We start from the raw sequence: 23,079 nt of genomic DNA on the forward strand, positions 1-23,079 counted from the left end.
ACGAAGAAGGATCCTGATGTCGAAATCCCACCGCATCGCAGTCATCCCCGGAGACGGAATCGGCACCGAAGTCGTGCCCCAAGGGCTGCGCATCCTAGACGCCGCAGCCTCAGCCTTCGACCTCAACCTCAAATACGAGCACTTCGACTACGCCTCGGCCGACTACTACACCAGGCACGGGAAGATGCTCCCCGACGGATGGTTCGACCAGTTAAACCAGTTCGATTCCATCTTCTTCGGCGCCGTCGGATGGCCCGACGTCGTCCCCGACCACATCTCGCTCTGGGGAAGCCTTCTGCAGTTCCGCCGCCACTTCGACCAGTACGTCAGCCTCCGCCCGGTCAAACTCCTCCCCGGCGTCCCCAGCCCCCTGACCGGCAGGGTCCCGGGCGACGTCGACTTCTACGTCGTACGCGAAAACACCGAAGGCGAATACTCCAGCATCGGCGGCAAAATCTTCGAAGGCACCGACCGCGAAACCGTGGTCCAGGAAACCGTCATGACCCGCACCGGCGTGGACCGGATCCTCAAATACGCCTTCGACCTGGCCCAAAGCCGTCCCAAGAAACACCTGACCTCCGCCACGAAGAGCAACGGCATCTCCATCACCATGCCCTACTGGGACGAACGCGTCCAGGAAATGGCCAACGACTTCAGTGACGTCAACGTGGACAAGTACCACATCGACATCCTGGCCGCCAACTTCGTCATGCACCCCGACTGGTTCGACGTCGTCGTCGCCAGCAACCTCTTCGGCGACATCCTCTCCGACCTCGGACCCGCCTGCACCGGAACCATCGGCATCGCCCCCAGCGGCAACATCAACCCCGAACGCAAATTCCCCAGCCTCTTCGAGCCCGTCCACGGCTCCGCCCCGGACATCGCCGGCAAAGGCATCGCCAACCCCATCGGACAAATCTGGTGCGCCGCCATGATGCTGGACCACCTCGGAGAACCCGCAGCCGCGGCCGCCATCACCACCGCCATGGAAACCGTGCTGGCCCGTGGATCACATGCCCTGACTCCGGACATGGGTGGTATCGCCACCACTGAAGAACTGGGCAAAGCCGTGGCATCAGCCCTGACCGCACCATGACACCATCAACCAGCCCCAGCGAGCAGCAGGGACCTGCCTTCCGAGAGCGGATGATGCTCCGCCAATACATCCATTGGAACCGGCTAATCGGAGCCACCGTTCAGATCCGTTACAACGGCAGGATCATCCGCACCGGAACCATCGATGATGCCATGCCAGACTCCACAGCACTCTGGATCGCAGGCGACGCCGCACAACCACGCACTATGTACGAAGCCGCACGCGGGATCGAGGTGTGGGTCGACCCGGAAGAAGCCGAAGACGGGCTCTGCTACCGCATGACATCCACCGCACCATCACATAACTGACCTAGCAGGGAGACCTATGACGCAGCCGATTTACATGCCCCAAAGCACCGGACACACCTCCTCCACAGCACTGACTGATGCGTTCCGAAACTTCACCCCCGAACGCAATATCCCCGCAGAGATCGCCCGCTCCTGGCTCCTGGTCAATGCCATGAAGCCCGAGCTCTTCGACCAGTCGGCCGAGTCCCGCGCCGACTCGATCATCCTGGATATTGAAGATGCCGTGGACCCCTCCCAGAAGGACCAGGCCCGGAACCACGTGATTGACTGGCTCACCGCAGGCGGCAAGGCCTGGGTCCGGATCAACGACGCCACGAGCCCGTACTGGGCAGACGATCTCGCCGGCCTCCGCGGCACCCCCGGCCTCCTTGGCGTCATGCTGGCCAAGACCGAATCCGCCGACCAGGTGACCGAAAGCTTCCACCGCATGGACGGCAAGACTCCCGTCATCCCTTTGGTGGAATCCGCCATCGGCATCGAGGAAGCCAACCAGATCGCCAAGGCACAGGGCGCCTTCCGCCTGGCCTTCGGCTCCGGTGACTTCCGCCGCGACACCGGCATGGCCGCCACTGCAGAGGCGATGGCCTACCCGCGCGCCAAGCTCGTGGTAGCCAGCCGCGTCGGCAACCTGCCGGGCCCCATCGACGGCCCCACCGTTGGCACCAACCACCCCATCCTGCGCGAGCAGACCGGCATCACGGTGATGATGGGCATGACCGGAAAACTCTGCCTGGCCATCGACCAGACCCCCGTCATCAACGAGGTCATCAGCCCCACGCCGTCCGACGTCGCCTGGGCCACCGACTTCATGGCCGACTTCGAAGCCAACGGCCGCGTCATCCGCGACGGCTCCGACCTGCCCCGCCTGGGCCGCGCCGAAAAGATCATGAAGCTCGCGGTAGCCCTCGCCGTGCAGCCGGCAGGCTAGCGCCTGCGCCGAACCAACCGAAGGCGGCACGGATGCTGATGATGAACAACCTTCACCTCCCGCACGTTGCGCGCATTTGCCCAAAACAGTTAGCCCAGATCAGGAAGAGAAAAAATGGCCTACGCAAACTACCGATACAAGGGTCAGCACTACCTCGGCGAAGTCCACGGCGAATACCTCATCCCGCTCGCCGGGCTCGCCGACGTTGGACCGGAAACATCCGCTGATCTCCTTGCCAGTGCCGCCCGTCTGACCGAAGCCCGGGTTAGCGTCTCGGAAGTCACCCTGCGCGCTGCGTCACCACGGGCCGGGAAGATCCTGTGCGTGGGCCTGAACTATAAAGACCATGCCGACGAGGTCAGCACGGCCGCCTTTCCCGTCCTCTTCCCTAAATACGCATCCACTCTCATCGGACCAGCGGACGACATCGTCCTGCCCCCGGAATCCACCCAGGTCGACTTTGAGGGCGAACTCGCCGTCATCATTGGCAAGACAGGCCGCCGCATCAACGAACAGGACGCCATGGACCACGTCCTTGGCTATTGCGTCTCCAACGACGTGACCATGCGCGACTTCCAGAACAAGTCCCACCAATGGTTGCAGGGCAAGATCTGGGACAACACCACCCCGATCGGCCCATACATCGTCACCCCTGCAGAAGCCAACATTAGTAGGGCAGGCATCAGCACAACCCTGAACGGGGAAGTCGTACAAAAATCCGACCTTTCCTACCTGATCTTCAGCATTCCCACACTCATCGCCACCATCTCCGAATTCACCACCTTGGAGCCTGGAGACATCATCCTCACCGGCACACCATCCGGAGTCGGATACCGCAGAGCCCCCCAACTTTTCCTAAAAGACGGCGACACCATCACCGTGACAGTCGAAGGAGTAGGGAGCATCTCCAACAGGGTCCGGGCAGAATTTGTCTGATCGGACCGTTATCCAGAAGACACCAACGCGCGGCCAAATGACGCGGTAGTCAGTTGAAGTACACCCCAAACTGACGTCAGGAAACGCTGAAAGACCGTCAGAATAGGGTGCGAAAGCCATTTCTGCACATGCCCAGTGAAGAGTCTTAGATTCAAATCTGACTGCCGTCCCTGTTTGCTGAGCTTGTGTCGGCGGGTGCCGGACAATTGTGCAACAGCGTGTTGCGCAATTGTCCAGATCGCGTCTGGACAATTAAGAATCCAAGCTGCGCGGCCTCCGCCTGTCCGAGCCTTGCCTGTCCTCGAATCTGCGGCAGCAGTACCACGAGCTGTGTGGGGCTATTCAGCGGTCCGCCTCATCCTCCACACGCCCAGCGTCGATACCGATGCCACAGTTGTTGCAGACCCCCACCTGCCCATCACAGGTCAACTGCTCACACCTCTGGCATCCAAGGTCATAAGCGTGAGGACAGCTCACGTCCGGTCATGTCGAAACCCGGCCCCGGACTGATGAACCATCGTGACCGTCAAGATTTGCGAAGAGTGCACGGGCAGCTTCAAGTCTTCCCGCAAAAGTCAGCGCTTCTGTTCCACGCGCTGCGGCAACAGGAAGCGGGACAGGATGCGTCGAACTGCCCGCCGTCCTGCCCTGCCGGTAGTGGCTGACGCCGGAGCCGTAGTTGTCAAGGACGAGCTGAAGGTATTGCAGCGCAAGCTGGCAACTAAGACGAAGATCTGCCAACGCCGCGTCGAGATTCTCCAGTCCAGGCTCCGCTCCCAGTGCTGTGAGATCGATCGCCTCGAAGCTGAGAACTCCGAGCAGCGTCGGAGCAACAATGTGCTCCAGCTCGAAGTAGCCCGGCTGAAGCGTGCGCAACGGACCAACGTGCAGGACCTCGCGCATCTCGCAGCATGGCTGGTCTCGCTTGCGAACGCAAAAGGTGTCGCCCTGGACCCAGCAACGCTGGACATCCTTAACCGCCGCGGATGGCATCCATCCAAGCGCCAGGCAGGAGCGGCGCGGCCATGACGATGTCCATCGCGCGCCTCTCAGCCCAGTCAGGCCTCCGCTACCTGTTCAAGACCACGATGATGGACGACCTCACCACTACTCCCCCGGAAAACACCATCTACTATATGAAGGCCGGGACGCCCGAAGGCCGGTGGATCGGCAGCGGATTACCAAGCATCAACAGAGGTCCCTGCGACGTCGTCTCCGAAACAGACGCGAAAGCAGTGTTCGACCTAGCCGTACATCCGGACACCAACGCTCCGCTGGGCCGCCCGCACAGCCAACCCACCGCCGTCGAAAACAAAACCGGCCCACCCACGGTGAGGCACGCCGTCGTTGGTTTCGACCTGACCTTCAGCGTGCCGAAGTCAGTGTCAGTCCTCTGGGCACTCAGCCCACGCAGCACGCAAGAGCTGATCCTCCGCGTGCACCACGAAGCAGTGGAAGCAACCCTTGCCTGGCTGGAAGAGCACGTCATCCACACCCGCGCCGGACGAAACGGCGTCGCCCACGTCGGCACAAAGGGTGCCATCGCCGCCGCCTTCGATCATTGGGAATCCCGCACCGGCGACCCTCAACTTCACACCCATCTCGTGATCACCAACCGCATTCAGCGCATCACCGACGGTGCCTGGGTGACCCTCGACTCCCGCACCCTGTACAAGGCTGCGGTCGCCGCCAGCGAACACTACAACGGTCTCCTATTCGACGCGCTCCACTGCCGCCTTGGCAGCGACACGGACATCCGCGTCCCCGTCATCAACACGGGCAATCCCAGCCAGCAGCTCTCCGGGATCGATGAGGACCTCATCCGCGAGTTTTCCAACCGGTCCCGGCTGATCAACGTGGAAACAGACCGCCTCGTCGCGGAGTGGACAAAGGAGCACGGCCTTCCGCCAACCACAGCAACGGTCATCAAGCTGCGGCAGCAAGCGACCCTCGCCACACGCGTTCCCAAGTCCGAGCTCCCCACTCCCCTGCACGAGCTATCCAGAGAATGGAAGGCACGCGCCTCCGCCAAGGGATTCACACCGGACGACGTCATCGCGGCAACGATCAACCGCTCCAGAATTGCCCCATTTGCCTTCACTGATTTGACCCCTGACTGGATCACCGCCGTCGCCACCCTGACCCGTGAGCGGGTCGCTCACAAACGCTCAACCTGGAACCGCTGGAATCTATTGGCGGAAGCCGAACGCGTCTGTGCCCAGGTGCGTTGCCGCACGGCGGCGGACAGGAGCACGCTCATGGACGCCATCGCCACCGCAGCCGAACAGCAATCCGTGCCTCTGAATGATTACCGGTACACCGTCCCGGCCCACGCCGAGGCAGACGTCCAGCACGGGCCACGAAGCGTCTTCGACTTTCACGGGTCACGCCTCTACACCGATACGTCCACGCTCGCCTGCGAGGACGCGGTCATGGCAGCAAGGAACGACGACGGCGGCCCGGCAATCCGCGCCGCCGTCATCATGGATCTCCTTGACCAAGTCCAACAGCCGGAGAGCCGAGTGCTTCACTCCGACCAGCGTGCCGCCGTCGCCGAGGTGGTCCTCAGCGGCAACAGGCTCGACGCGATAGTGGGGCCAGCGGGAACGGGAAAGACGACAACGCTGAGTGCAGTAAAGGCAGTATGGGAAGCGGATTACGGCGCCGGCAGCGTTGTTGGCCTCGCCCCGGCAGCTGCCAGCGCCGAAGTGCTGGGCCGCGAACTCGCTATGGCAACCGAGAACGTCACCAAGTGGCTGCATGAATCGGCCGGCCAAGGCGCAAGCTCAAGGGCCGGACGCTTCTTCAGCGTCCAGGCGCAACTGGCCAAAGCGCACGTCGGCGAGCGCTGGAGCATCGCATTAGCGCAGGAGGCTGCTCGGCTCGCTGCCACCCAGCAACGCTGGTGCTTCCATGCGAATCAACTTGTCATCGTCGATGAAGCGTCAATGGTCTCGACATTCCAACTCGCAGCTCTCGTACAGCAAGCCCAGGAAGCCGGCGCGAAGATCCTCCTGGTCGGCGACCCGGGACAGCTGGACGCCATCGACGCCGGTGGCGTACTTGGCTGGCTAGACCGGCAAGGGAAGGCAACACGGCTGAGCACGATCTGGAGATTCCATGAGGAGTGGGAGCGTGCGTCGTCACTCAAGCTCCGGAAGGGTGACTATTCAGCCATCTCCGACTACGCCCACCATGGAAGGATCCGGCACGGCACCTACCTGAATATGGCTGACCAGGCCTACCTCGCCTGGCAGGCAGATACCCGGGCAGGCAAGTCATCCATCCTCATTGCCGCCGACAATGAAACGGTCGGCATGCTCAATGAACGGGCCCAGGCGGACCGGGTGGCGCAGGGCGAGGTGAATCCTGAGCAAACGATGCTGCTCAGTGATGGGCTATGGGCGGGACCCGGTGACACGGTCATCGCCCGCGAAAACAACCGAAAGCTAGTGGACAGTGACGGTAATTTCGTGAGGAACGGCACCCTGTTCGACGTCGAACAGGTCAGTCGTCGCGACAGCTCGGTGCTGGCACGACGGCGGGACACAGGCGCGAGTGTCCTACTCCCCGGAGCCTATCTGGAGGCGTCCGTCGAGCTGGGCTATGCAACAACAGCCCACCGCTCCCAAGGCATCACGGTGGACACCGGCCACACCGTAGTCACTCAGGGCCGGCTCACCCGCGAGCTGCTGTATGTGAGCATGACCCGTGGCCGCTCCGGCAACTTTGCCTACGTCAGCGAAGGTGACGACGCCGACCATCCGGCAGTCGATCCATCACTGCAGCTCTCATGGCAGGGCATCCTCGGCGAGGTACTCGCTGCGGAAGGCGCTGAGCGGACCGCCCACGAGATTCGTGACGCGGAGCTTAGGAAGGCGGACAGCCTTGAGCGGCTTTACGCGGAGTATGACTACCTCGCCCAGATCGCGGCAGGACTGGATCTTAGGCAGCAGTTGGACGAACAAGCCCCTGGTGCCTCACCGGAATTCGAACAATCTCCGTCGTGGGGTGCAGCTGTCGCGGCATGGCGGAAAGCCACAGCCGTCAGCCGGCAGCGTAGCGAGCGCATACTGAGCCAGTTCTGCCAAGAAACTGGCAGTGCCAATGATCGCTGCGCTGTCCTCAGCACGCGCTTACGCCGGTTCATGAAAGGAAGGACGACGTCGGTTGAGGAACCTCTGGTTGAAAAGCTCACCATTCCGCGCCCTGACCTAGCGGAGATGATTCAGCAGGTCAGGGAACGTATATCCCAAAGGACGGAGACCGTGAGCATGGCAGCGCTGACAGCCGATCCTGCGTGGAAACGTGCTTTGCTTGAAGCCGTCGGAGATAGCGCCAGCGGCGAAACCTGGCAGCTGGTTCGTGACGTTGCCGTCTTTCGCGACAGGTGGGCACTGCCGGACTCTCCCCTCCCTCTGGGCCCGTCTCCGGCGGATTACGAATGGGAACAAAGGGGCCAGCGTGAACAAATCAATGCAGCAATCAACAATGCTCATCGCCGTAGCACCGCTCAACTAGATGACTCACCTGTGGATTCAGCCCTTACTCAGCAAGTCGTCCTTACAGGTGCCGGCTGGCAGCTCTAATCTGGTAGGGAGGTAATGCGAATGGTCGTCAATCCGGCGGTAAGACCCAAGGTAGCGACAACCGGACTAGTGATAGCCAGCGCGGTTGTCTTCATAGCCTGTGCCCTCTCATTCGTAGCCTTGGCTCCCACGCGACTTCCTCTCGTCATGAAGGTCATCGTTGGCAGCTTGTTGCTGGCAACTGTTCTAGTGCTGGCGCTGTTATGGGGGAAAAGATCTGCCCAACGGCGGACCTGGCGGGCCAACGCGGCAAACAGATGGCGATCCTTCGACAGCGCTAAGCTCGCCAGCGGGACCACGACCGAGGTGACCCTCCTCAGCGTCGACGCGGTGCAACCCACCGGCGCGTGGGTCACCATCATGTGGAACCGCTTCAACCACGTTCAGCGTGCCTGGATAGAAGCACTACCCGAACCACTATGGCCAGGATCCGTCCTACTCATCGCCCCCGACCCCACTCAAGTAATGCCGAGCACACCCTGGCCAGAGACGTACTTCATTCGAGCCGCCGACTGCTTAGCTTGGGCACCCGCCGAAGGCCGGAGCCCCTAAGCGGCATCTACTGTTACGACGCTCCGGCGATACAAACATTCGAACGTATGTTCTAAAATTGCTTCATGATCAAGTCCGGCTCCCCTCAAGATGTCGAGCGAATGATGATTCGCATGGACGCCGAAGCAAGCCGGCCGATAGACGACCCGGCACCTATCCGAGAATTCCCGAAGTATGGGCGTCCGCTTGTGTACGTCAGCGGAATTTACGGCAAAGCGGTCGGGTGGACCCACAAGTACGGCCTCATCGAGTGGCTGGACTCTTCCGGGAAGTACCACATGGGTTGGGCGCATTCCTCAAGCATCAGGCGTGTAAAGCCTGATGAATGGAAGGGCAGTAGTGCGTTGTAGTCGGCAGCCATCCCGGCGACGCTCAGGTAATCATCGGGTAGCGCTGTGCGTGTCGAAGAAACGCAAGGCTCGCGGTCGTGCCTAGGGTCGTTGGCATGGAGAGAGATCCCTCAGGGGAGCTGAGAGGACAGACGTCGATCAACGATCTTCTCGATAAGCAAGTCGGCGCCGCACCGGTCCAGCTCGCGCTGCCGATCCTCGTGCAGGTGAAGCCTGGACAATTCCGCCGGCTGTCTTAGAGCGGCGGCCGAAGGCCGGTCTGAGCGTACAAGCGGAGCGTAGACAAGGTGATGGCCTGGTCCAAATGAGGATCAGGCCACCCACTTCCAGCAGCAGTCAGCTACATGCTTATGTCAGCTCGCGCCGGCCCGCTTAAAGGGGGCGCGGCCACCGGTCCTTTCGTAGCGATGCTGTAAGCAGGCTGGGCAGCTTCGGGTGCCGCTTGAAGACCCGCATCTGCAGTAGTGTCCGGACCGGCTACCGCCCGCGGTGAGCGCTGGTAGGCGGCCGTGCCGAACCGAAGGTCAGGACCGATCGTCTCAGCAACAATCCGGCGGGCTTCCCGCCGCTCGCCGTCCTTTTCGAAGGCACGGAACTCGAGTTCACCCGACACCGTAACGGGGTCACCCTTCTTCAAGGAGTTCGAAGCATTCTCTGCGAGCGCGCGGAACGCCGAGACGTTGTGGAAGACAGGCTCTCCGTCCTGCCAGGACCCGTCGGCTCCCTGAATCCGCTGGTTCACAGCAACCCGCAGTTTGGCGTGCGCTACTCCGGACTCACCGTAGGTAAGCTCAGGGTCCGCGACGAGGTTTCCGGCAATGTTGACCGGAATCTTGGTACTCATATCTTCTGCCCTTTCTTTCGCAGACGGGTTTCTCCCGTCCAACACTTCGCGGCCGCCCTACGGGCCGGAAATCTCCAACCCTCGGGATGGTCCGCCGGGCTGCTGCAGGCGTACGTACGAATCCTTGCCTTGCACCTGGGGCGAGACTTCAGCAGTGGGAACCTTCCCGCCAAAACCCGGAGGATTGGTGGATTCGAGGATGTTCTTGCTTGCCGCCGTGACGCGGCCTAAGACTGACTTCGCAATATCCACCCGCGAGGCGGGTTGCTTCGGAGAAGAGCTGCGCACAGCGGCTGAATGCTCCGCCTCAATCACTGCATCAGCCCAGCCTGATAGGTAACTTGCAGACTGCGGACCCCGGTCAATTCCATGAGCCTTGAGGATCGTGTACGCCACAGACTCGGCCTCGACCTCGGCAAGGCCTCGGTGGTCCACGCTGCTCCCGTAAAGCTTTCCCACCTTGTCATCCGGCCCGTGTAGCAAAACATGGCCGAGCTCATGCGCCAGGACGGCGACCCGCTCCTCCGGATTCAGCCAGCCACCCACTTGAACCTGGCGCTGCGCGAAGTCGGTGAAACCACTCGTCAGGCCGAACTGCGCATCGGTGACCTGGATCGAGAAGCCGTGCGTGCGGGCAACCCGGGCCAGCGACTCCCATAGGTCCGGCGCGTCGAAGGTCGGGGCATCACTCGGCCTGGGAACCAGCAGCGGAGCCCCCTGGGTCTGCGAAACGTCGAAGACTGCCTGCCCGCGCCAACCCGTGATGAGGGTCTTCTTCCCCTCGTCGATAGCACCCTTGGGAAGTTTGTCGCCCAGGGGAATGCGCTGGCGCGTACCATCGGGCAGCAGCATCTGCTGCACACGGGCAGTCCGAGGAGCAATAACCCACAGGGCCTGCTCGCCACGAAGGACAGTGCGGCCGTGCCGTTCCCATTCCTTGTACCCCGCGACGAGCGTCGGCTCGTCCGTACCCCGCTGCGCCATCTGCATCATGAGCAAGGCGACGTTGCCACCTGAGTACCGCCACAAATTGGCTGAGGCATCCAGCAGAACCTGCCAATGTGAAGGTGACTCGACCGCCTCCTCCAGAATCGAGTGCAGGCCATCCATCAATGAGGCGATTCGCTCCTCGGGCGCCATACGGCGAGCGCCGACGCTCGCTTCCGGAGAGCTCTGGTCGGGCAAACTGCTAGATTGAACTTCAGGTGTAGCGGCCACGACAGCCACCCTTCATGCTTCTTGGACCGCAGCATTGCTGCGCAGACACCCGTTCATGGTTAAGCACCTCAAGAGCAACATGACTCAGAAGTCAGCAACCAGTTGATGAGCAGCCTTCCGCCACTCAACAAAGTCCGGGTCATCGCCAGACAGGATGCGAGGCGCAGGCTCCTTGTGTGCCTGCAGGCCCACACACCCGGCAGTCCTGGTGTGCATCCGCAAGCGTTCGACGGCGTGCGGGAGCCTTTCGTGAAAGGCAAGCGGGCCGAAGCCCGGGTCATCTTGAGTGAAGGAGGCAAGCTCGGCGCGGTGAAGCGCATACAACTCAGCCACAATCTCGGGGTGACGCCACCAGCAGTCAGGAATGACCGACATCGTCAGCTGATAGGTCGCGACAAGCCATCGCACCCATGAGAAAAGGGCACCCCAGACTTCCTGGGACTGCTCCGGAGTCATTTCCCGCCAACGGCGGGTCACGCTCTTGGAAGCCGCTGAAGCACCAAAAGCGGATCGAAACAGCTGCGCGGTGATTTCGTCGTCCCCGAAAGAGCCAGCAGACGGGACATCGAACTCCTCGGTCTCGTCATTGCTGCGCATCCGGCTCCCCTTCGGTCTTTTGCTGACGCTCTCTGTGCCCGTCGGCCAAGATGCGCTCCATCTCCGCCTTCAAGCGGCGCAGCTCCCCTGCGTCCTTACGCTTGTGCCACTCGAGTAGGTCGAGCAGGATCGGTCGAGTCCGCCGCCCAAGCATCAGCGCGGTGCCAGCGGGCAGGCGTCGAATCTCGTCCAGAGCAATTACAGGACTTTCCCGTATCTGCTCCCCGTCCTGCCGGCCAGCGGAAGACCAGGACCGCGTGGTGAGGGTGAGGCTCCTCTCTCCCAGCAACCCGGCGAGCGAACGCAGGTCCCGTTCGTCAGATCCGCCTCCAAAGATCACTTTGATGATCGCCGAGTCCCAGATGGTCGATGCCTCATCGATGGACCAGCCCGAACGGGCCTGGGACAACGACTGCAAAACGACGAGCGTTGAGATCCCGATACCGCCGCCGTCGGACAGCGCCACAGGCAGCCCGGGCCAGGGGGCGAGGTTCGCAATCTCGTCCAGTACTAGGGAAAGCGGTGGCTCAAGCCGCCCGCCTGGTGACACAAAGGCCATCTCACGGGCTGCATTGTCGATGTCATCGATCAGGGCCGATAGATAAGGCCCGGCAGCAGCTGCCCCCGCCCGAGTGCCGATGAGATACAGAGTCCCCCGTTCCCGGATGAAGGCTTTCGGATCGAACTCTTCGGATGCGTCCTGGGGATTCAGCGCGGCCAGCACCTTGGGCGATGAGAGAGGCGCCACCGCCGCCGAAACGCCGATCCACGAGTTAGAAGTATTCCGCGGATCGTCCTCCAGGATCCCCATTAGGTCTGCCTGCCAACCCAGCGCCGCCCCAGGGCTGCCCAGAACCTCGAGCGCCTCCCGCGCCAGTACCGGGCTGGATGACCAGCGCCGGAATGCCGCCACTCCCTCGCCGCACAGCGCCGCTGCATGCAGCAGGCATTGAAGAACTATCAGCGAGCGCTTCTGCCACGCTGCGTTCTCCCCTTTCATCTCGGTGTCCGCGGTAATAACCAACGCCCGCCGGGTAGCAATATCAGGGTCCTCGCACCCACGTACGGGTGACCAGCGAAGCGAAGACGGGATCCCCGACATACCCTGTGGGTCAAAGACGGTCACGGGTCGCCCACCGGAAGCCCGCGCCTTCATCGTCACCACCAGGTTGTCCGCACGCGTGGATGTCGTGACGACTGCCCCCGGTGCGTCAAGGATCGCGTTGATGACGACATAAAGCCCCTTGCCGGATCGCGGAGCACCTTGAATCACCATCGACTCTTCCGTGGAGACATGGACGGTGACACCGCGGGAGCGGCCCAGCGTCCATGACACGTCCTGCACTGAAGGATTCGCGAGTCCTGGACGCGTGAACTTTCCTCTTTTCCGCACGGCCCTCGCCCCAAAATCGTGAAGAATCTCCGCCCGGCGGGCAACGCCGTCGCGGTTCAGGATGTCTTGGCGCAGCCAGCCGCCCGATTGCTTCCAACGCCGCCACAGGACCAACGCGCCGACGGCGAGCGCACCCACCAGAAGTAGAGTCGGGCCTAGGACCCACCAGATGCTGTCTGTGCCAAGCACACAGTCAGCCCGGCGAACAACGATCCATTCCATCCTGTTGGCGACAAGTCCGACGGCGGCGGCAGGGTTAAAGGGCGACGGCGGCATGGCGCCGCACTGCCAAGAGCCGGCCACGTGCGCTGCAGCCTGCACTATTGCGCAGAGACATACATACGCCGCCGCGCCGACAAGGCCGACGGTGACCAATGGATTCTCGTTTGCCGCGCGCGAGCTCACTGGCCGTCTCACAGCATCCTGTCGTCTGTCCCGAAAACAGCAAGCTCGTCAGTGGTCACGCGATTGGCAACGATGAAGGAGCGGTTGCCCACTTTCCAGAGCCCGACGCCCTTCGGAAGGTTCTCCACATGCTCGCACTCCGCTTCGGTCAGGCCGAGCGCTTCCTTGGTCAGGCGCATCGCGTCGTGCTTCTGCCGGTAGATGACCCTGGTGTCAGCCTCAGTCAGCAGGCCCAGCGCTTTCTGCCGGTGTCCGCTGGTGCTGTCACCGATCTCGTTGAGGTCGGCGACCTTGTGCATGATGAGCAGGTTCGCGATCCCGTACGTTCTGGCGAGCCGCCACTGTTCGCTCATCTTTGCCAACATGTAGGGATCTGCGAGCATCCGCCACCCCTCGTCGTACACCACCAGCCGCTTCCCGCCGTCGGGATTGGTGATGGCGGCTTCCAACCACGTGGCACCGCAGGCGGCGGCCAACGAAAGGGCCTGCTCCGACGCTCCGATCAGCGCTGAGGTATCCATCACCATCATCGGGGCATCAGCGTCGAAGGCCACCGTGGATGGCGCATCGAACATGCCCTCGAGATCACCGGACACAGTACGTCGCAGGGAATGGCTGACGGCGGTTGCTCCGTCAGTTCCAACCAGGGCGGTCATCTCCTTCGACGGTTTGAGGAGGTGGTCCAGCACCATGGGCAGGGTCGGGTTCGAATTCTCGGCCATGGTTTCCATGAGGGCTATGTCCAAGGCTGTGTGCTCCACGGGCCTAAGGGGCGTCCCCTGCCGCATGAGTGAAACCAAGGCCCCCAGGAGATACCGACGGCGTTGCCTCACCACCGCTTGCCACTGAGCCTCGGTAAGGGCAGTGGAGCGGGGACCGGCGTCGAGGGGATTCACCCTCGCAGGACGGCCAGGGCCAATGGAGATGACCTTGCCGCCGACAGCCTCCGCTACAGCAACCCACTCGCCCTTGGGATCAGACGCGACGGCGGCCTTTCGGCCCAGTGTGATTGACCGCGTCACCAGCGACTTGCCGCACATCGACTTGCCGGTGCCGACCGTCCCGATCACGACAATGGACGGGCCACTGATGATCCCCTTGTCGTACAGGATCCATGGATCGTAGGAGAAGGCTCCAGATCCGAAAACGTCGGTGCCGATGTAGGTTCCCTCGTGCCCCAGCCCCGACTCTGTAAGGAACGGGTAGGCGGCGGCAAACGTCATGGTCGATGCGCGGTGGGGCGCGGGCCGCAACCGATGCGGACCCCGCAGGGAGTTCGGATCATTACTCCCCCAGTCACCCGCGAGGCGAAAGGCACTGAATTCCTGCAGCCTATCCTCTGCCGCGGTGCTCGCCGGCACTGCCCCGGAAGGCGAGATCCGCCGTCGTGCTTTCCGTTCCGTCCCTTTCTTTCCCGACGGCAGGTACTCGAAGCTAGTGGATGCTCGCTTCAACGCAGTCCCCTTCCAAGCGGCAGACCGCCGGCAACAAACGCGGCCCATTGCTGTCCGTAGAGAAGCCGAAGCTCAACGAATGCCCCGGCCGCAGCGGACTCAAGTTCCTGGCGATGCCTTGCCAAGTCCTCCAACGTGGTCGCCGTGACGGTGATGTAGGCAGCCGGGCGGACGTCACCATGGCCGGTGACGATCTCTTCCTCCCTCTGGATTACTTCTTCTTCCTCGGCCTTTTGCTCACGGGTAAGCGGCCTGTCAAAGCGGGCATTGATGCGGCGGCGGGTCTCATGCGCCTCCTGCGCGGAACGGATGTCACGAAGGGCTTCAGCAGTAGGAACCGCCCGGATGACTTCCGTAAACGTGTGGCGGAATTCGCCCACGTAGATCAGCGGGTGCAGGAAGCCCGGAAACACTTTCTGGCGCGGCCATTCAGCAATCCAGAAAGTCTGGTGGAACCCGGTGTCGGTCCGCAGGTAGGTCCAGTGTTCCTCAACGGCCATCGGGCCATGGCGGTGGAGGGTATCCATCTCCTCTTTTGCCCCCTCGTCCGACGGCGGGGCTGTCGCCACCGACCCTTTGGTAGCCGGTAAAGCAGCGGGATCGAATGCACCACGAATGATCCCTAACAATCCCGGTTCCCCAATCCACTCCTCTACCTTCACGCTGTGGGTACCGAGCGACGTTTTCATTGCCTCGACTTCCAGCCGCAGGACGCGTTCCAGGCCTACCAGTCCCCCGCCCGACTCCTTGATCCGCCGTCGAGCCTTGCTGGTATCCAGGACGACCGCCACGAGGAGTTCATGGCTCATGGTTGATTCGGCTGCACCGAGCAAGTCCTCATAGGCGCGTTGTCCCCACGCGATCTTCTCTCCGGTTTGGGCCGTGATGGCGTTGTCCTTATAGAACTCCCAGAGCGCCGACGACGGATAGGGCACGGTGTAATCCTGGACCGCGATCCGGGCCACGCTTGGCCGCTGGGCCATGCCCGCTTGCACACGCGACCAGGCCTGGACCGCCCAGGCTTTGTCGTCTGCGTCCAAGAGTGCAAAAGACCTCGTGCTGCACCGCAGCACCGCGATTGCCTCCCTGCCGTGGCGGTCGACCATGAAGCATTCACCGCTGGCCGTTGTTCGGATCTCCAGGTTGCCGAGACCGCCCGGGAGGGCGAGCCGACCAGCCAATTGCGGGACCGCGGGTTTTGCAAGGAACCGTGTTTGTCCTGCCGCTGCCCGGTAGAAGAACACAGCGAGCTGTTTCGCCCATACGGGATAAGGAATGCGGGAATACTGGAGGAGCCCGAGCAGCATAAGCCCAAGCCAGAGGGGTCCGGAGGAAAAAAGGCCAACCGGCCCACTGCTGGCAGAAGCCACTATGGCAACCACGCCGCCCCCTGCGACTATCAACAACTGGTACCACTTAAGGCCAAGGAAGAACCCGCGGCGCTCGTATCTGGGGAATTTGACGGCCTCGAGGGCACGGGCATCGTCAGACATGTGGGGCACCTCCGTTCGGAGGGTCGATTCTTGGTGGATGGGGTTTCGGAGGCCGCACCCTCGAAGGGGCCGGTGGGCTTGCGTTGGGATGCGCTCGCGGTTCGGCCTCTCCGAGTGGGGCCTGCCGCGCGGATGCCGGGGCGGTACCGCTGTTTTCGCGAGGGTCTATGCGCGCTAAGCCCTGCTGCGACCCCGGTGGGTGAAGGGTGTTCGGGCCTCCGTTGGAGGGCGCGGTTCTCAAGGCCAACTGGCCGCCGCCACCCTGAGGCGACGGCATCCCGGACCGGACAGTGGGTGCCAACACTTGTGTCGGGAAGAGGCTGCGGCTTGAGCTGATGGGCCGGGTCATGGCCGACCGACTCACCAAGCCCGCAAGCGTTAGGCGACCACCCGTCTGCCGACTGATCTGGCTAGCTGCCACGCTGCTGCTCCGGGACAGGACGTGGCCGCCACCCGCCGTTTGGGCCGCTGCCGCAAGTTCCCCACCTGCGAAGCTAACCAAGCGCAGAGCCATCAACGGTGCGCCGCAGGCAAGCGCCATGCCCACCGTTCCGGCAGCCAAACCCGCAAAGGACTTTGACTCCGCAAAGAGCTTCACTGCAACGGCCAAAACAGTTGCGGCTAAGGGTTTTGCCAACACCAGGGCAATGACCACCTCGCACCAGCGGCGAGCCCAGGACTTTGTCTTTTCCCAGGGCAGCAGCATCAAGGCAACCGGAGCGACAGCGGCCAGGACTACGAGTGCAAAGGAGCGGAAGATCATCGAGCACATCAAGATGAAGGCAAGGATCCACACGACAATAACTGCCATCACTGTAACGACGACGGCACCGGCTGGGCCCCCTGTCGTCCCAGGTGCCAGCGAGACCAAGTTCCATTCCCGACCACTTCCTTCTGGTGCCCGTTCAAATCCGAAAAGCCTCATGAACACGAGGTATGGGTCCGAACCAATCGATTCGAGCAGCGCGGCTGAGGCTAAATCACTCGCCCGCGTCAGTTGCCGGACGAGATACACGGCAGCCCCGACCAGTGGAATGGCGGCAGCGCCACCAAGCATCGCGCGGCCGATGCGTCTCGGCTGCTGACTGAGCAGACCCGACAGGACCTGGAGGATCATCACGACGACGAGCGGCGTCATCATGACGACCACCCACCAGCTCGTCAGCCCCTCGATGGAGAGCCATTGGGAGTCGTCCACGTCCGACACGGTGAAGGCGCCAGTGATGAAGGCCCAAAGCCAGGACGCCATGTTTTGGAGGATGTTTGCGAAGAGGGACGTGACTGCGCCCAGGGCGTTGTCGTTGGCCTGTGAGACCAAACCGCAGCCGGGCGGCCACCATCCATTGAGGTCGCACTCAACAGGCATGAGTTAGAACCCAAGCGGGAAGGCGGTCTGTGACCAGAGGATGTAGCCGTTTATGCCGCCGAGAATGGCAGCTACGGGCCCTGTCCAGAGGAGGATCACGCCACCGCCGGAAGCAAGGCGTGACGACTGGCTAAGTTTGCCGGCCAGCAGCATCGCGGCACCGATGATAGCCACGATAGCAATGATGATGAAGGCGCCGACGAGGATGCCGCCGCCGATCTGTTTGAGCGATTCCAGGAAGGGAAAGCTCGCGTTCGGGGTGATCCCCGGGTCCACCGCTGCGAAAAACATTGGTGCTCCGTCCGTTGTGTTCCATGGAGTGAGCAGATGAGCTCACGGGTTCATGGAGGTGGCAGGGACGGAGCGACATGATCGCATTGCATAATCATCGGCAGAGAGCCTTCGTCGCGACATCGGTTTTGCCTGCCTAACGAGAACCCCGCCAGCAACGGGGCTGACGGGGTTCTCGTATAGATGAGCGTTAGCTCAGCAGCGTCTCGCCGTGCTCGGTACGTGACCGGACAAAGGGACGCGGGTACTTGGGTGAGCCCCAGAAGAAGTGTTCTTCTTCATCAGTGGAGCTCTGCTCTGCCTTCACTTGCCCTTGCCCTTCTGGGAAAGGGCACTGGCTGCGGCGGTCTTCTCGGCTTTGGTGGAGCTAGGGTTGCGCAAGACTTTGCTTGCGGCGGTTGCAGCTTTGCTGCTGGTTTGGCGGCTGTTCTTAGCCATAATCCTGTTCCTTCAGGTCGATCCATTTGAAAAGGTGGGACCGGCGCTTTGATTCGAGCGATCCCAGCACCGGGCCCGGGGCCTCCAACTCAGCGCCTTAGCGCTGGGTCGGGCGGATACGGATGGTCCGCTTAATGCGGATCCGTACTACACGTGTAGCCATTTGTGGCTACTCCTTTCCGGGATCACCGGGCACAAGACACGAAACGTTGTCAAGATTGACGAATGTTCTAACCGCTCGTAGTCTGTTCTGACGTTCCTAGTTCGAACGAAAACGACAAAACACAATATCTTGGGCCGTTGCGCACCCTCTTTGGCTGCGTGGCGTAGTCCCTATTTGGTTGTAAATGAAGCGCATGTTTGGGTACCAGCCGAACGTGCGCTTCGTTGCGTGATCCACCATCTGGATGAACCCGTACCTAGATACTACATCTAGGGCTGACGCCTCTTAGGAACCCCAAGATGATGTATTACAAGGATGTCATTTAATGCACCTTTAATCCACAGGCAGGTGCCCTTAGAATGCCCGGAAAACCGCGATCCTGAGGGCGAAATCCACATCCTGTGGAGTACTTAGCCACATTTAACGCTCAGCGTGTCGTGGAAAAAACGGCGTGTCGCACCTCGGCAAAAGGGTTTTCTGGTAGCCTCCAAGCCCTCAATTGCCCAAGATGGCAGACAATCGTCGCAGTCAGTAGGGGTGAATCTCTAGGGGTCTGTATCGAGGGCACTAAAGGTCAATCGAGACAGCGAAACCGGCAGCTTCCCCAAGCTCTTATGCGTTGAAATCTAGCCGGGATTCGGCGATGAGCGCGTGAACCGAACGCCTACCCGGCGGGCGTGTAAAGCACGACCAGTGGGTCGGGTACCGTCCGCGTCTCGCCAATCGCAGAAAGTTCCTCAGTGACCTAACAGGTCAAAGTAGGCCGCACCAGGATTCCAGCTCACGGGATGCAGCAATGTCCCTACCGCCGGGTTGAGGGCACTCCACATCATGCCGTCACCCGCGTAGATACCGACGTGGCCCCAGTTGTCGGGTCCCTGCGGATTTTGAACCACTAGGTCTCCTGGTTGTGGATCCTCTGTTCGGACACCAACGCGCCATTGTTCTACTCGGGGCAGCTCGATTCCGGCTTGCCTGTAGATCCACTGCACATAGCCGGAGCAATCCCAGGCTTTGAAGGCAGTCCCTCCCCACACATATCTTCCGCCCAAACCTTCTTTGGTGAACTTCAGAATGTCCTGACGCAACTGGCTCAAGTTACGGGAAGATGCTCCGGGCCGCGGCGCTGGCGACGAATCTGCACAGGAGGCAGGAGCAGTGCCACCCTCAAGCGCAGCAACGATTGCCGTGGCCGCCGGCTCCCAACGCGCATACAGTTCGGGAAAAGCAGACACCTGGACTGCTTGAGCCGCCAAACCTTTGTCCATTCCCTGCCAACCGGGAATGTCCAGGAGCCCTCGAGGACTGCCGCGGTTCGGTCCCGACGGCCCGCCATAGAACGCGCGCGCGTTATAGGAGGGGTCCATAAGCTGCGCAACTGTCCCCCAGCCCGCCGCCGGACGCTGTTGGGCTGAACCGATCGAGTCGTGGTCCCGCCCAACACCGTCATTGGGGAGATGTAAGGAAGCCGGCACGCTGGGGTTCGCGAGCATGCGCAGGCTAGACTCTTGCAGCGCCATCATGATGGCGATGATCTGCCCGGAGCGCGGTATTCCAAGCTGCTTACCTACCGCGATGTATGTCCGTGCAACGCTCTCCTGCCGAGGCGTCAGCCCGTAGAGCAAGCGCCCAGCGTTCCGAACTTCCAAGCCGGCACCAGTGACGTTAGGGTCAGTGGCTATCCCTGATCCCGCTGGTGTACAGGCAACTGCAGATTGCCGCGCCACACCAGTTAGCGCCGCCACGCCTCCGGCAAATGCCATGGCGCCAACAAGCAGAGCGAGGGAAGCGGCCGCCGATACGACCTTCACCAATGCCCGGCGCCGCATGAGGCCTGCAACGGCAACCAGCCCAGCCACTAGTAGACGATTCTCTCTGCTGTCGCGTAGAAAGCAACCATGGCGCAGCGCCCAGTTGGAGCGGTGGTGGCAGGAGGACAATTGACCAACACCGTGACAGGTGCCGCATAGGCACTTCTGCCGTTACTGGACTCGTCCACAACTTGCACCGTCACCGTGCATACGTGAAGGCCCTCCCACGGGGCCGGATACTCCTGAACCTTGGCCAACTCGAGATCGCAGCGTAGGGACTCAGCGGTGCCGCTTCGGCGAGCCGACTGTTCTGCCAGGCTGGTGAACGTCCCCGCGGTCACGCCAGTCCCTTCAAACTCTCGAACCAACACAGATAAGGGATTCGACCCATCAGGCAGCAACTCCCACCACGACCGCACCTTGGCATATACATCCGAGTACGACGACGAACGGCTGTCCCAGCTATAGATTCCCTTTGCTGCCGCTACAGCGAGCGCCCGGTAATCGCGGGTACGCGGCAAATCATCCGGCGTTGCCTCCGCCGTAACGACCGGCTCGTCAGGAACACCGGACGTACTGCCTGGTGCAGTGGCAGTGCCTGATGGCTTCGCCGTTGACGGCGCGGTTGCGGACGATGTCGGCGGGACTTGTCCGCGGGGGCTATCGGCAGGCCAAAGTAGGAAGACTGCACTAATCATGAGCAGGGCAACCAGTCCTGCCGCCAGCCACTCCCGGCGGTCAACTCTACGGAACCAATTCATCGTCCAAACCGATGTCCGAAACCCAAGACCTACAGAGCCGGTCCATGCACTTCATGCTGAAGCACGCGCCATGCTGCCTGGTACAACTGCCGGGCAAATCCGATGTTGACCGCAATGTACCTTTCGGTGACACCGAGCTCACAGGCCAGAGCAGCCATCTGGACGGACCTATCCAGTCCCCGCAGTCCGGGACGGACAATAGTCTCCGCGACGCTCCGAAGAACGTTTGTGGGAAGGCAGTTCGCAGCGCACCGGCAGAGATCGTCGATGTCTAACCCGGGCTCGGGGTGGCAGTTCAGTGCCGTGTTGATCGTTTTGGCCGTCTGCCGAACGACGGTTACGGCATGCCACCGACGCCGGTCTTTGGGAGACGGTGGTCCGTAATGCCTCGGCCCCGTGAGGCTGGATACGGCAAGCCTCCAGGTTTCCTCACTGACGCTGCGCTGGACCAGGCCCAGCATGGCGTGTGCCCAAGCCTGATCAACATAGTTCTCGACGTCGTTTCCTGACGCCCCAGCATGGATGACAGCAAGAACCTCCGGTGAGCTTTCCGTCGTCGTGAAGTCAACAAGCAAGGGCAACGTTTGATGGCTAAGCTCGCGCCGGATATGGGCAGCGCAGATCTTGTTGCAGATACCTTGAACCCACGCCTCAAACGGGATGCCGGGCAGCTCCCGGTAGCGTCCCCGCGCAACCCCGTCCCACACGGCGACTCGGATATCCTGCATGACGTCGTCCACGTCGCAGGCTCGCCCAATCCGCGCGAGCCGGGAAACGACGTAACGGTGCACCCCATCAACCGCGACCATGATCCGGTCGATCTGGATGACGGGTTCTCCCGGCGGAGGTGCGCTTCGCAATGAGACATCCACGTCAGCGACCGTCTCTGGTCCCTTTGTAGATTGATATGCCTTGGCTTCAATTTCCATGGCTTCACCGCTTTGACTGTTCAGATCGAGTAGTTCGCAGAGTTGCGCAAACGGCCACCCCAGTTAGTGGATGCGGAGATCCAACAACGATCAGAAGAAGCTATAGGAATTATTGTCGAAGATAACTAAAGTATCGTCAAGAGTGCTGTTCTTACTTTTTGCGCTGCCTTCGGGAAGAATGACCTTATGCCGAGAATTACGCAGCCTCACGACGCCGCCTGGTCGGCCGACGTCGAGGCTGCCGTCGCAACCTTCGGCAACCGGGCGCGAAACGAGATTCTTCGATTCCTCACGGCCACTGGGCCCGCGACGCGCGGAGACATCGTCGCTGCTGTCAGCGCGGGCGATCCCAGCGTGGCCAAGCATCTGGCGGCGCTCGAAGAGGCAGGCGTGGTGATGGTCGACGTCGAGCCTGGACGTAGACACGGACGGTCACCGAGGTATTCCGCGAACCCTGTCCGGATCAAGGAACTGCTCGACGCTCACCTTAAGTACTTGCTGGAAAAGTAACCTCAGTGCTTTGGAAAGATGAGTCGGACGTTTAGTCCGCGCGCTCCGGCGCCTCATCCGCGTCCAACTGCGGACTGGCCTCGGCCCTCTCCCCTTCCGGCCGACGGCCAATGTCCTTATTCAAGTACTCTGTGATCGCCCGAAGCGTCTCGGGCGACACGTCACCAAGGGTCCGCGCCGCGAACGTCTTCACCCTCGCAGCGCGGAGAGATTTCACAAACTCAAGCTGGGAATCAATGCGCTCGGGAAGATCTGAGGCGTCGCTGCCCATCAGGTAATTTGGATCCACATTAAAGATGTCGCACAGGGCGCCTAGCAGCGCGGGGTCGCTCACCAGCCTGCCTGTGCCGTCTTTCATGTAGAACCAGCGGGCTCTGGAAAGCTTGATGCCCTTCTCCGCCAGCTTCTGCTGGACTTCGCGGAACGTGACGGGTTGTCCTCGCTCTGCAACGACGACGTCGAGCAGCAGGTTTAGGCGCCGTGCAAGTTCGGCTTGGGGAGAGAGTTCCGCGCCTTTGAGACCTTCTTCGTCTCCGGACACGATTCACCTCCCAAACCAGACCTGACTATCGTCAGCGAGTCACTAATTGTTGCCCAGTATTGCCTTGGCCAAGTCCACATGCAATAAGCGGGGCTTCGTCCTTCCA

20 protein-coding genes are annotated in these 23,079 nt (G+C 61.6%); 8 read left to right on the forward strand and 12 right to left on the reverse strand.

Translation table 11 applies throughout. From position 1 onward, the window contains the following. Positions 1-16: 16 nt before the first annotated feature. From GK109_RS01380 to GK109_RS01410, 7 genes are all read left to right on the forward strand, one after another. A complete protein-coding gene (locus GK109_RS01380) occupies positions 17-1,096 on the forward strand; it encodes a tartrate dehydrogenase (RefSeq protein ID WP_157238411.1) in 1,080 nt (359 codons plus the stop codon). Continuing rightward, positions 1,093-1,404: a hypothetical protein gene (locus GK109_RS01385; protein WP_231754781.1), complete on the forward strand. Its 312-nt coding sequence runs from the start codon at positions 1,093-1,095 to the stop codon at positions 1,402-1,404. The genes GK109_RS01380 and GK109_RS01385 overlap by 4 nt, the downstream gene beginning before the upstream one ends. Before the next feature lie 16 nt (positions 1,405-1,420). Next, on the forward strand, positions 1,421-2,332 hold the full coding sequence (locus GK109_RS01390; RefSeq protein WP_231754782.1) for a CoA ester lyase: 912 nt from the start codon (positions 1,421-1,423) through the stop codon (positions 2,330-2,332). 114 nt (positions 2,333-2,446) lie between these two features. Then, positions 2,447-3,268: a fumarylacetoacetate hydrolase family protein gene (locus GK109_RS01395; RefSeq protein ID WP_157238412.1), complete on the forward strand. Its 822-nt coding sequence runs from the start codon at positions 2,447-2,449 to the stop codon at positions 3,266-3,268. Between the two features lie 621 nt (positions 3,269-3,889). Next, positions 3,890-4,297, forward strand: a complete 408-nt coding sequence (locus tag GK109_RS01400) for a hypothetical protein (RefSeq protein WP_231754783.1) — start codon at positions 3,890-3,892, stop codon at positions 4,295-4,297. Continuing rightward, positions 4,294-7,857, forward strand: coding sequence for a MobF family relaxase (gene mobF / locus GK109_RS01405; protein ID WP_197432382.1), 3,564 nt, complete (start codon positions 4,294-4,296; stop codon positions 7,855-7,857). Before GK109_RS01400 ends, mobF begins: the two co-directional genes overlap by 4 nt. 617 nt (positions 7,858-8,474) lie before the next feature. Then, positions 8,475-8,759, forward strand: a complete 285-nt coding sequence (locus GK109_RS01410) for a hypothetical protein (protein WP_157238414.1) — start codon at positions 8,475-8,477, stop codon at positions 8,757-8,759. Positions 8,760-9,099: 340 nt separating this feature from the next. Here GK109_RS01410 and GK109_RS01415 read toward each other — a convergent pair whose 3' ends face one another. The 11 genes from GK109_RS01415 to GK109_RS01460 all read right to left on the reverse strand — a co-directional run bounded on the left by GK109_RS01415 (position 9,100) and on the right by GK109_RS01460 (position 21,922). Continuing rightward, complete coding sequence (locus GK109_RS01415) at positions 9,100-9,603, reverse strand: single-stranded DNA-binding protein (protein ID WP_157238415.1); 504 nt, start codon at positions 9,601-9,603, stop codon at positions 9,100-9,102. Between the two features lie 57 nt (positions 9,604-9,660). Further along, positions 9,661-10,788, reverse strand: coding sequence for an ArdC-like ssDNA-binding domain-containing protein (locus tag GK109_RS01420; RefSeq protein ID WP_157238416.1), 1,128 nt, complete (start codon positions 10,786-10,788; stop codon positions 9,661-9,663). Positions 10,789-10,905: 117 nt separating this feature from the next. Then, positions 10,906-11,418 (reverse strand): hypothetical protein, encoded by a 513-nt coding sequence (locus tag GK109_RS01425; protein WP_157238417.1) that lies wholly within the window; start codon positions 11,416-11,418, stop codon positions 10,906-10,908. Further along, positions 11,405-12,949 (reverse strand): TraM recognition domain-containing protein, encoded by a 1,545-nt coding sequence (locus GK109_RS01430; RefSeq protein WP_197432383.1) that lies wholly within the window; start codon positions 12,947-12,949, stop codon positions 11,405-11,407. The genes GK109_RS01425 and GK109_RS01430 overlap by 14 nt, the downstream gene beginning before the upstream one ends. A 275-nt stretch (positions 12,950-13,224) precedes the next feature. Further along, positions 13,225-14,439 carry an ATP-binding protein gene (locus GK109_RS01435; RefSeq protein ID WP_142061252.1) on the reverse strand — a complete coding sequence of 405 codons (1,215 nt, stop codon included), beginning with the start codon at positions 14,437-14,439 and terminating at the stop codon, positions 13,225-13,227. 227 nt (positions 14,440-14,666) lie between these two features. Continuing rightward, positions 14,667-16,163, reverse strand: a complete 1,497-nt coding sequence (locus tag GK109_RS01440) for an SCO6880 family protein (RefSeq protein ID WP_370460306.1) — start codon at positions 16,161-16,163, stop codon at positions 14,667-14,669. After that, entirely contained in the window at positions 16,156-17,529 is a 1,374-nt protein-coding gene (locus GK109_RS22295) for a type IV secretion system protein (protein ID WP_157238420.1), read from the reverse strand. Before GK109_RS22295 ends, GK109_RS01440 begins: the two co-directional genes overlap by 8 nt. A gap of 3 nt (positions 17,530-17,532) precedes the next feature. Then, complete coding sequence (locus GK109_RS01450) at positions 17,533-17,820, reverse strand: hypothetical protein (RefSeq protein WP_056084497.1); 288 nt, start codon at positions 17,818-17,820, stop codon at positions 17,533-17,535. A 303-nt stretch (positions 17,821-18,123) separates the two neighbouring features. Continuing rightward, positions 18,124-18,258 (reverse strand): hypothetical protein, encoded by a 135-nt coding sequence (locus GK109_RS22190; protein WP_255428732.1) that lies wholly within the window; start codon positions 18,256-18,258, stop codon positions 18,124-18,126. Between the two features lie 900 nt (positions 18,259-19,158). Beyond that, complete coding sequence (locus GK109_RS22020; protein ID WP_157238421.1) at positions 19,159-20,046, reverse strand: C40 family peptidase; 888 nt, start codon at positions 20,044-20,046, stop codon at positions 19,159-19,161. 976 nt (positions 20,047-21,022) lie between these two features. Beyond that, positions 21,023-21,922, reverse strand: a complete 900-nt coding sequence (locus GK109_RS01460) for an RNA polymerase sigma factor (protein ID WP_157238422.1) — start codon at positions 21,920-21,922, stop codon at positions 21,023-21,025. Positions 21,923-22,108: 186 nt separating this feature from the next. Here GK109_RS01460 and GK109_RS01465 point away from each other — a divergent pair, with 186 nt between their 5' ends. Further along, the gene (locus GK109_RS01465; RefSeq protein WP_157238423.1) at positions 22,109-22,432 is read left to right on the forward strand and encodes a helix-turn-helix transcriptional regulator; all 324 of its coding nucleotides are present in this window, start codon (positions 22,109-22,111) and stop codon (positions 22,430-22,432) included. Between the two features lie 31 nt (positions 22,433-22,463). On the opposite strand, the gene GK109_RS01470 is transcribed toward GK109_RS01465, so the two are convergent. Next, on the reverse strand, positions 22,464-22,973 hold the full coding sequence (locus GK109_RS01470) for a hypothetical protein (protein WP_370460307.1): 510 nt from the start codon (positions 22,971-22,973) through the stop codon (positions 22,464-22,466). Positions 22,974-23,079: the final 106 nt, after the last annotated feature.

This window comes from Pseudarthrobacter sp. GA104 (genome assembly GCF_009741265.1).
In the GTDB taxonomy this organism is placed as follows: Bacteria; Actinomycetota; Actinomycetes; order Actinomycetales; family Micrococcaceae; genus Arthrobacter.

Excerpts from the sequence above, each read along its gene's own strand:
- GK109_RS01425 (WP_157238417.1), bottom strand. The coding sequence starts at position 11,418 with ATGCGCAGCAATGACGAGACCGAGGAGTTCGATGTCCCGTCTGCTGGC.
- GK109_RS01400 (WP_231754783.1), top strand. The coding sequence starts at position 3,890 with ATGCGTCGAACTGCCCGCCGTCCTGCCCTGCCGGTAGTGGCTGACGCC.
- GK109_RS01395 (WP_157238412.1), top strand. The coding sequence starts at position 2,447 with ATGGCCTACGCAAACTACCGATACAAGGGTCAGCACTACCTCGGCGAA.
- GK109_RS01460 (WP_157238422.1), bottom strand. The coding sequence starts at position 21,922 with ATGGAAATTGAAGCCAAGGCATATCAATCTACAAAGGGACCAGAGACG.
- GK109_RS01415 (WP_157238415.1), bottom strand. The coding sequence starts at position 9,603 with ATGAGTACCAAGATTCCGGTCAACATTGCCGGAAACCTCGTCGCGGAC.
- GK109_RS01390 (WP_231754782.1), top strand. The coding sequence starts at position 1,421 with ATGACGCAGCCGATTTACATGCCCCAAAGCACCGGACACACCTCCTCC.
- GK109_RS01380 (WP_157238411.1), top strand. The coding sequence starts at position 17 with ATGTCGAAATCCCACCGCATCGCAGTCATCCCCGGAGACGGAATCGGC.
- mobF (WP_197432382.1), top strand. The coding sequence starts at position 4,294 with ATGACGATGTCCATCGCGCGCCTCTCAGCCCAGTCAGGCCTCCGCTAC.
- GK109_RS01440 (WP_370460306.1), bottom strand. The coding sequence starts at position 16,163 with ATGTCTGACGATGCCCGTGCCCTCGAGGCCGTCAAATTCCCCAGATAC.
- GK109_RS01450 (WP_056084497.1), bottom strand. The coding sequence starts at position 17,820 with ATGTTTTTCGCAGCGGTGGACCCGGGGATCACCCCGAACGCGAGCTTT.
- GK109_RS01410 (WP_157238414.1), top strand. The coding sequence starts at position 8,475 with ATGATCAAGTCCGGCTCCCCTCAAGATGTCGAGCGAATGATGATTCGC.
- GK109_RS01435 (WP_142061252.1), bottom strand. The coding sequence starts at position 14,439 with ATGACGTTTGCCGCCGCCTACCCGTTCCTTACAGAGTCGGGGCTGGGG.
- GK109_RS22295 (WP_157238420.1), bottom strand. The coding sequence starts at position 17,529 with ATGCCTGTTGAGTGCGACCTCAATGGATGGTGGCCGCCCGGCTGCGGT.
- GK109_RS01465 (WP_157238423.1), top strand. The coding sequence starts at position 22,109 with ATGCCGAGAATTACGCAGCCTCACGACGCCGCCTGGTCGGCCGACGTC.
- GK109_RS01385 (WP_231754781.1), top strand. The coding sequence starts at position 1,093 with ATGACACCATCAACCAGCCCCAGCGAGCAGCAGGGACCTGCCTTCCGA.
- GK109_RS22190 (WP_255428732.1), bottom strand. The coding sequence starts at position 18,258 with ATGGCTAAGAACAGCCGCCAAACCAGCAGCAAAGCTGCAACCGCCGCA.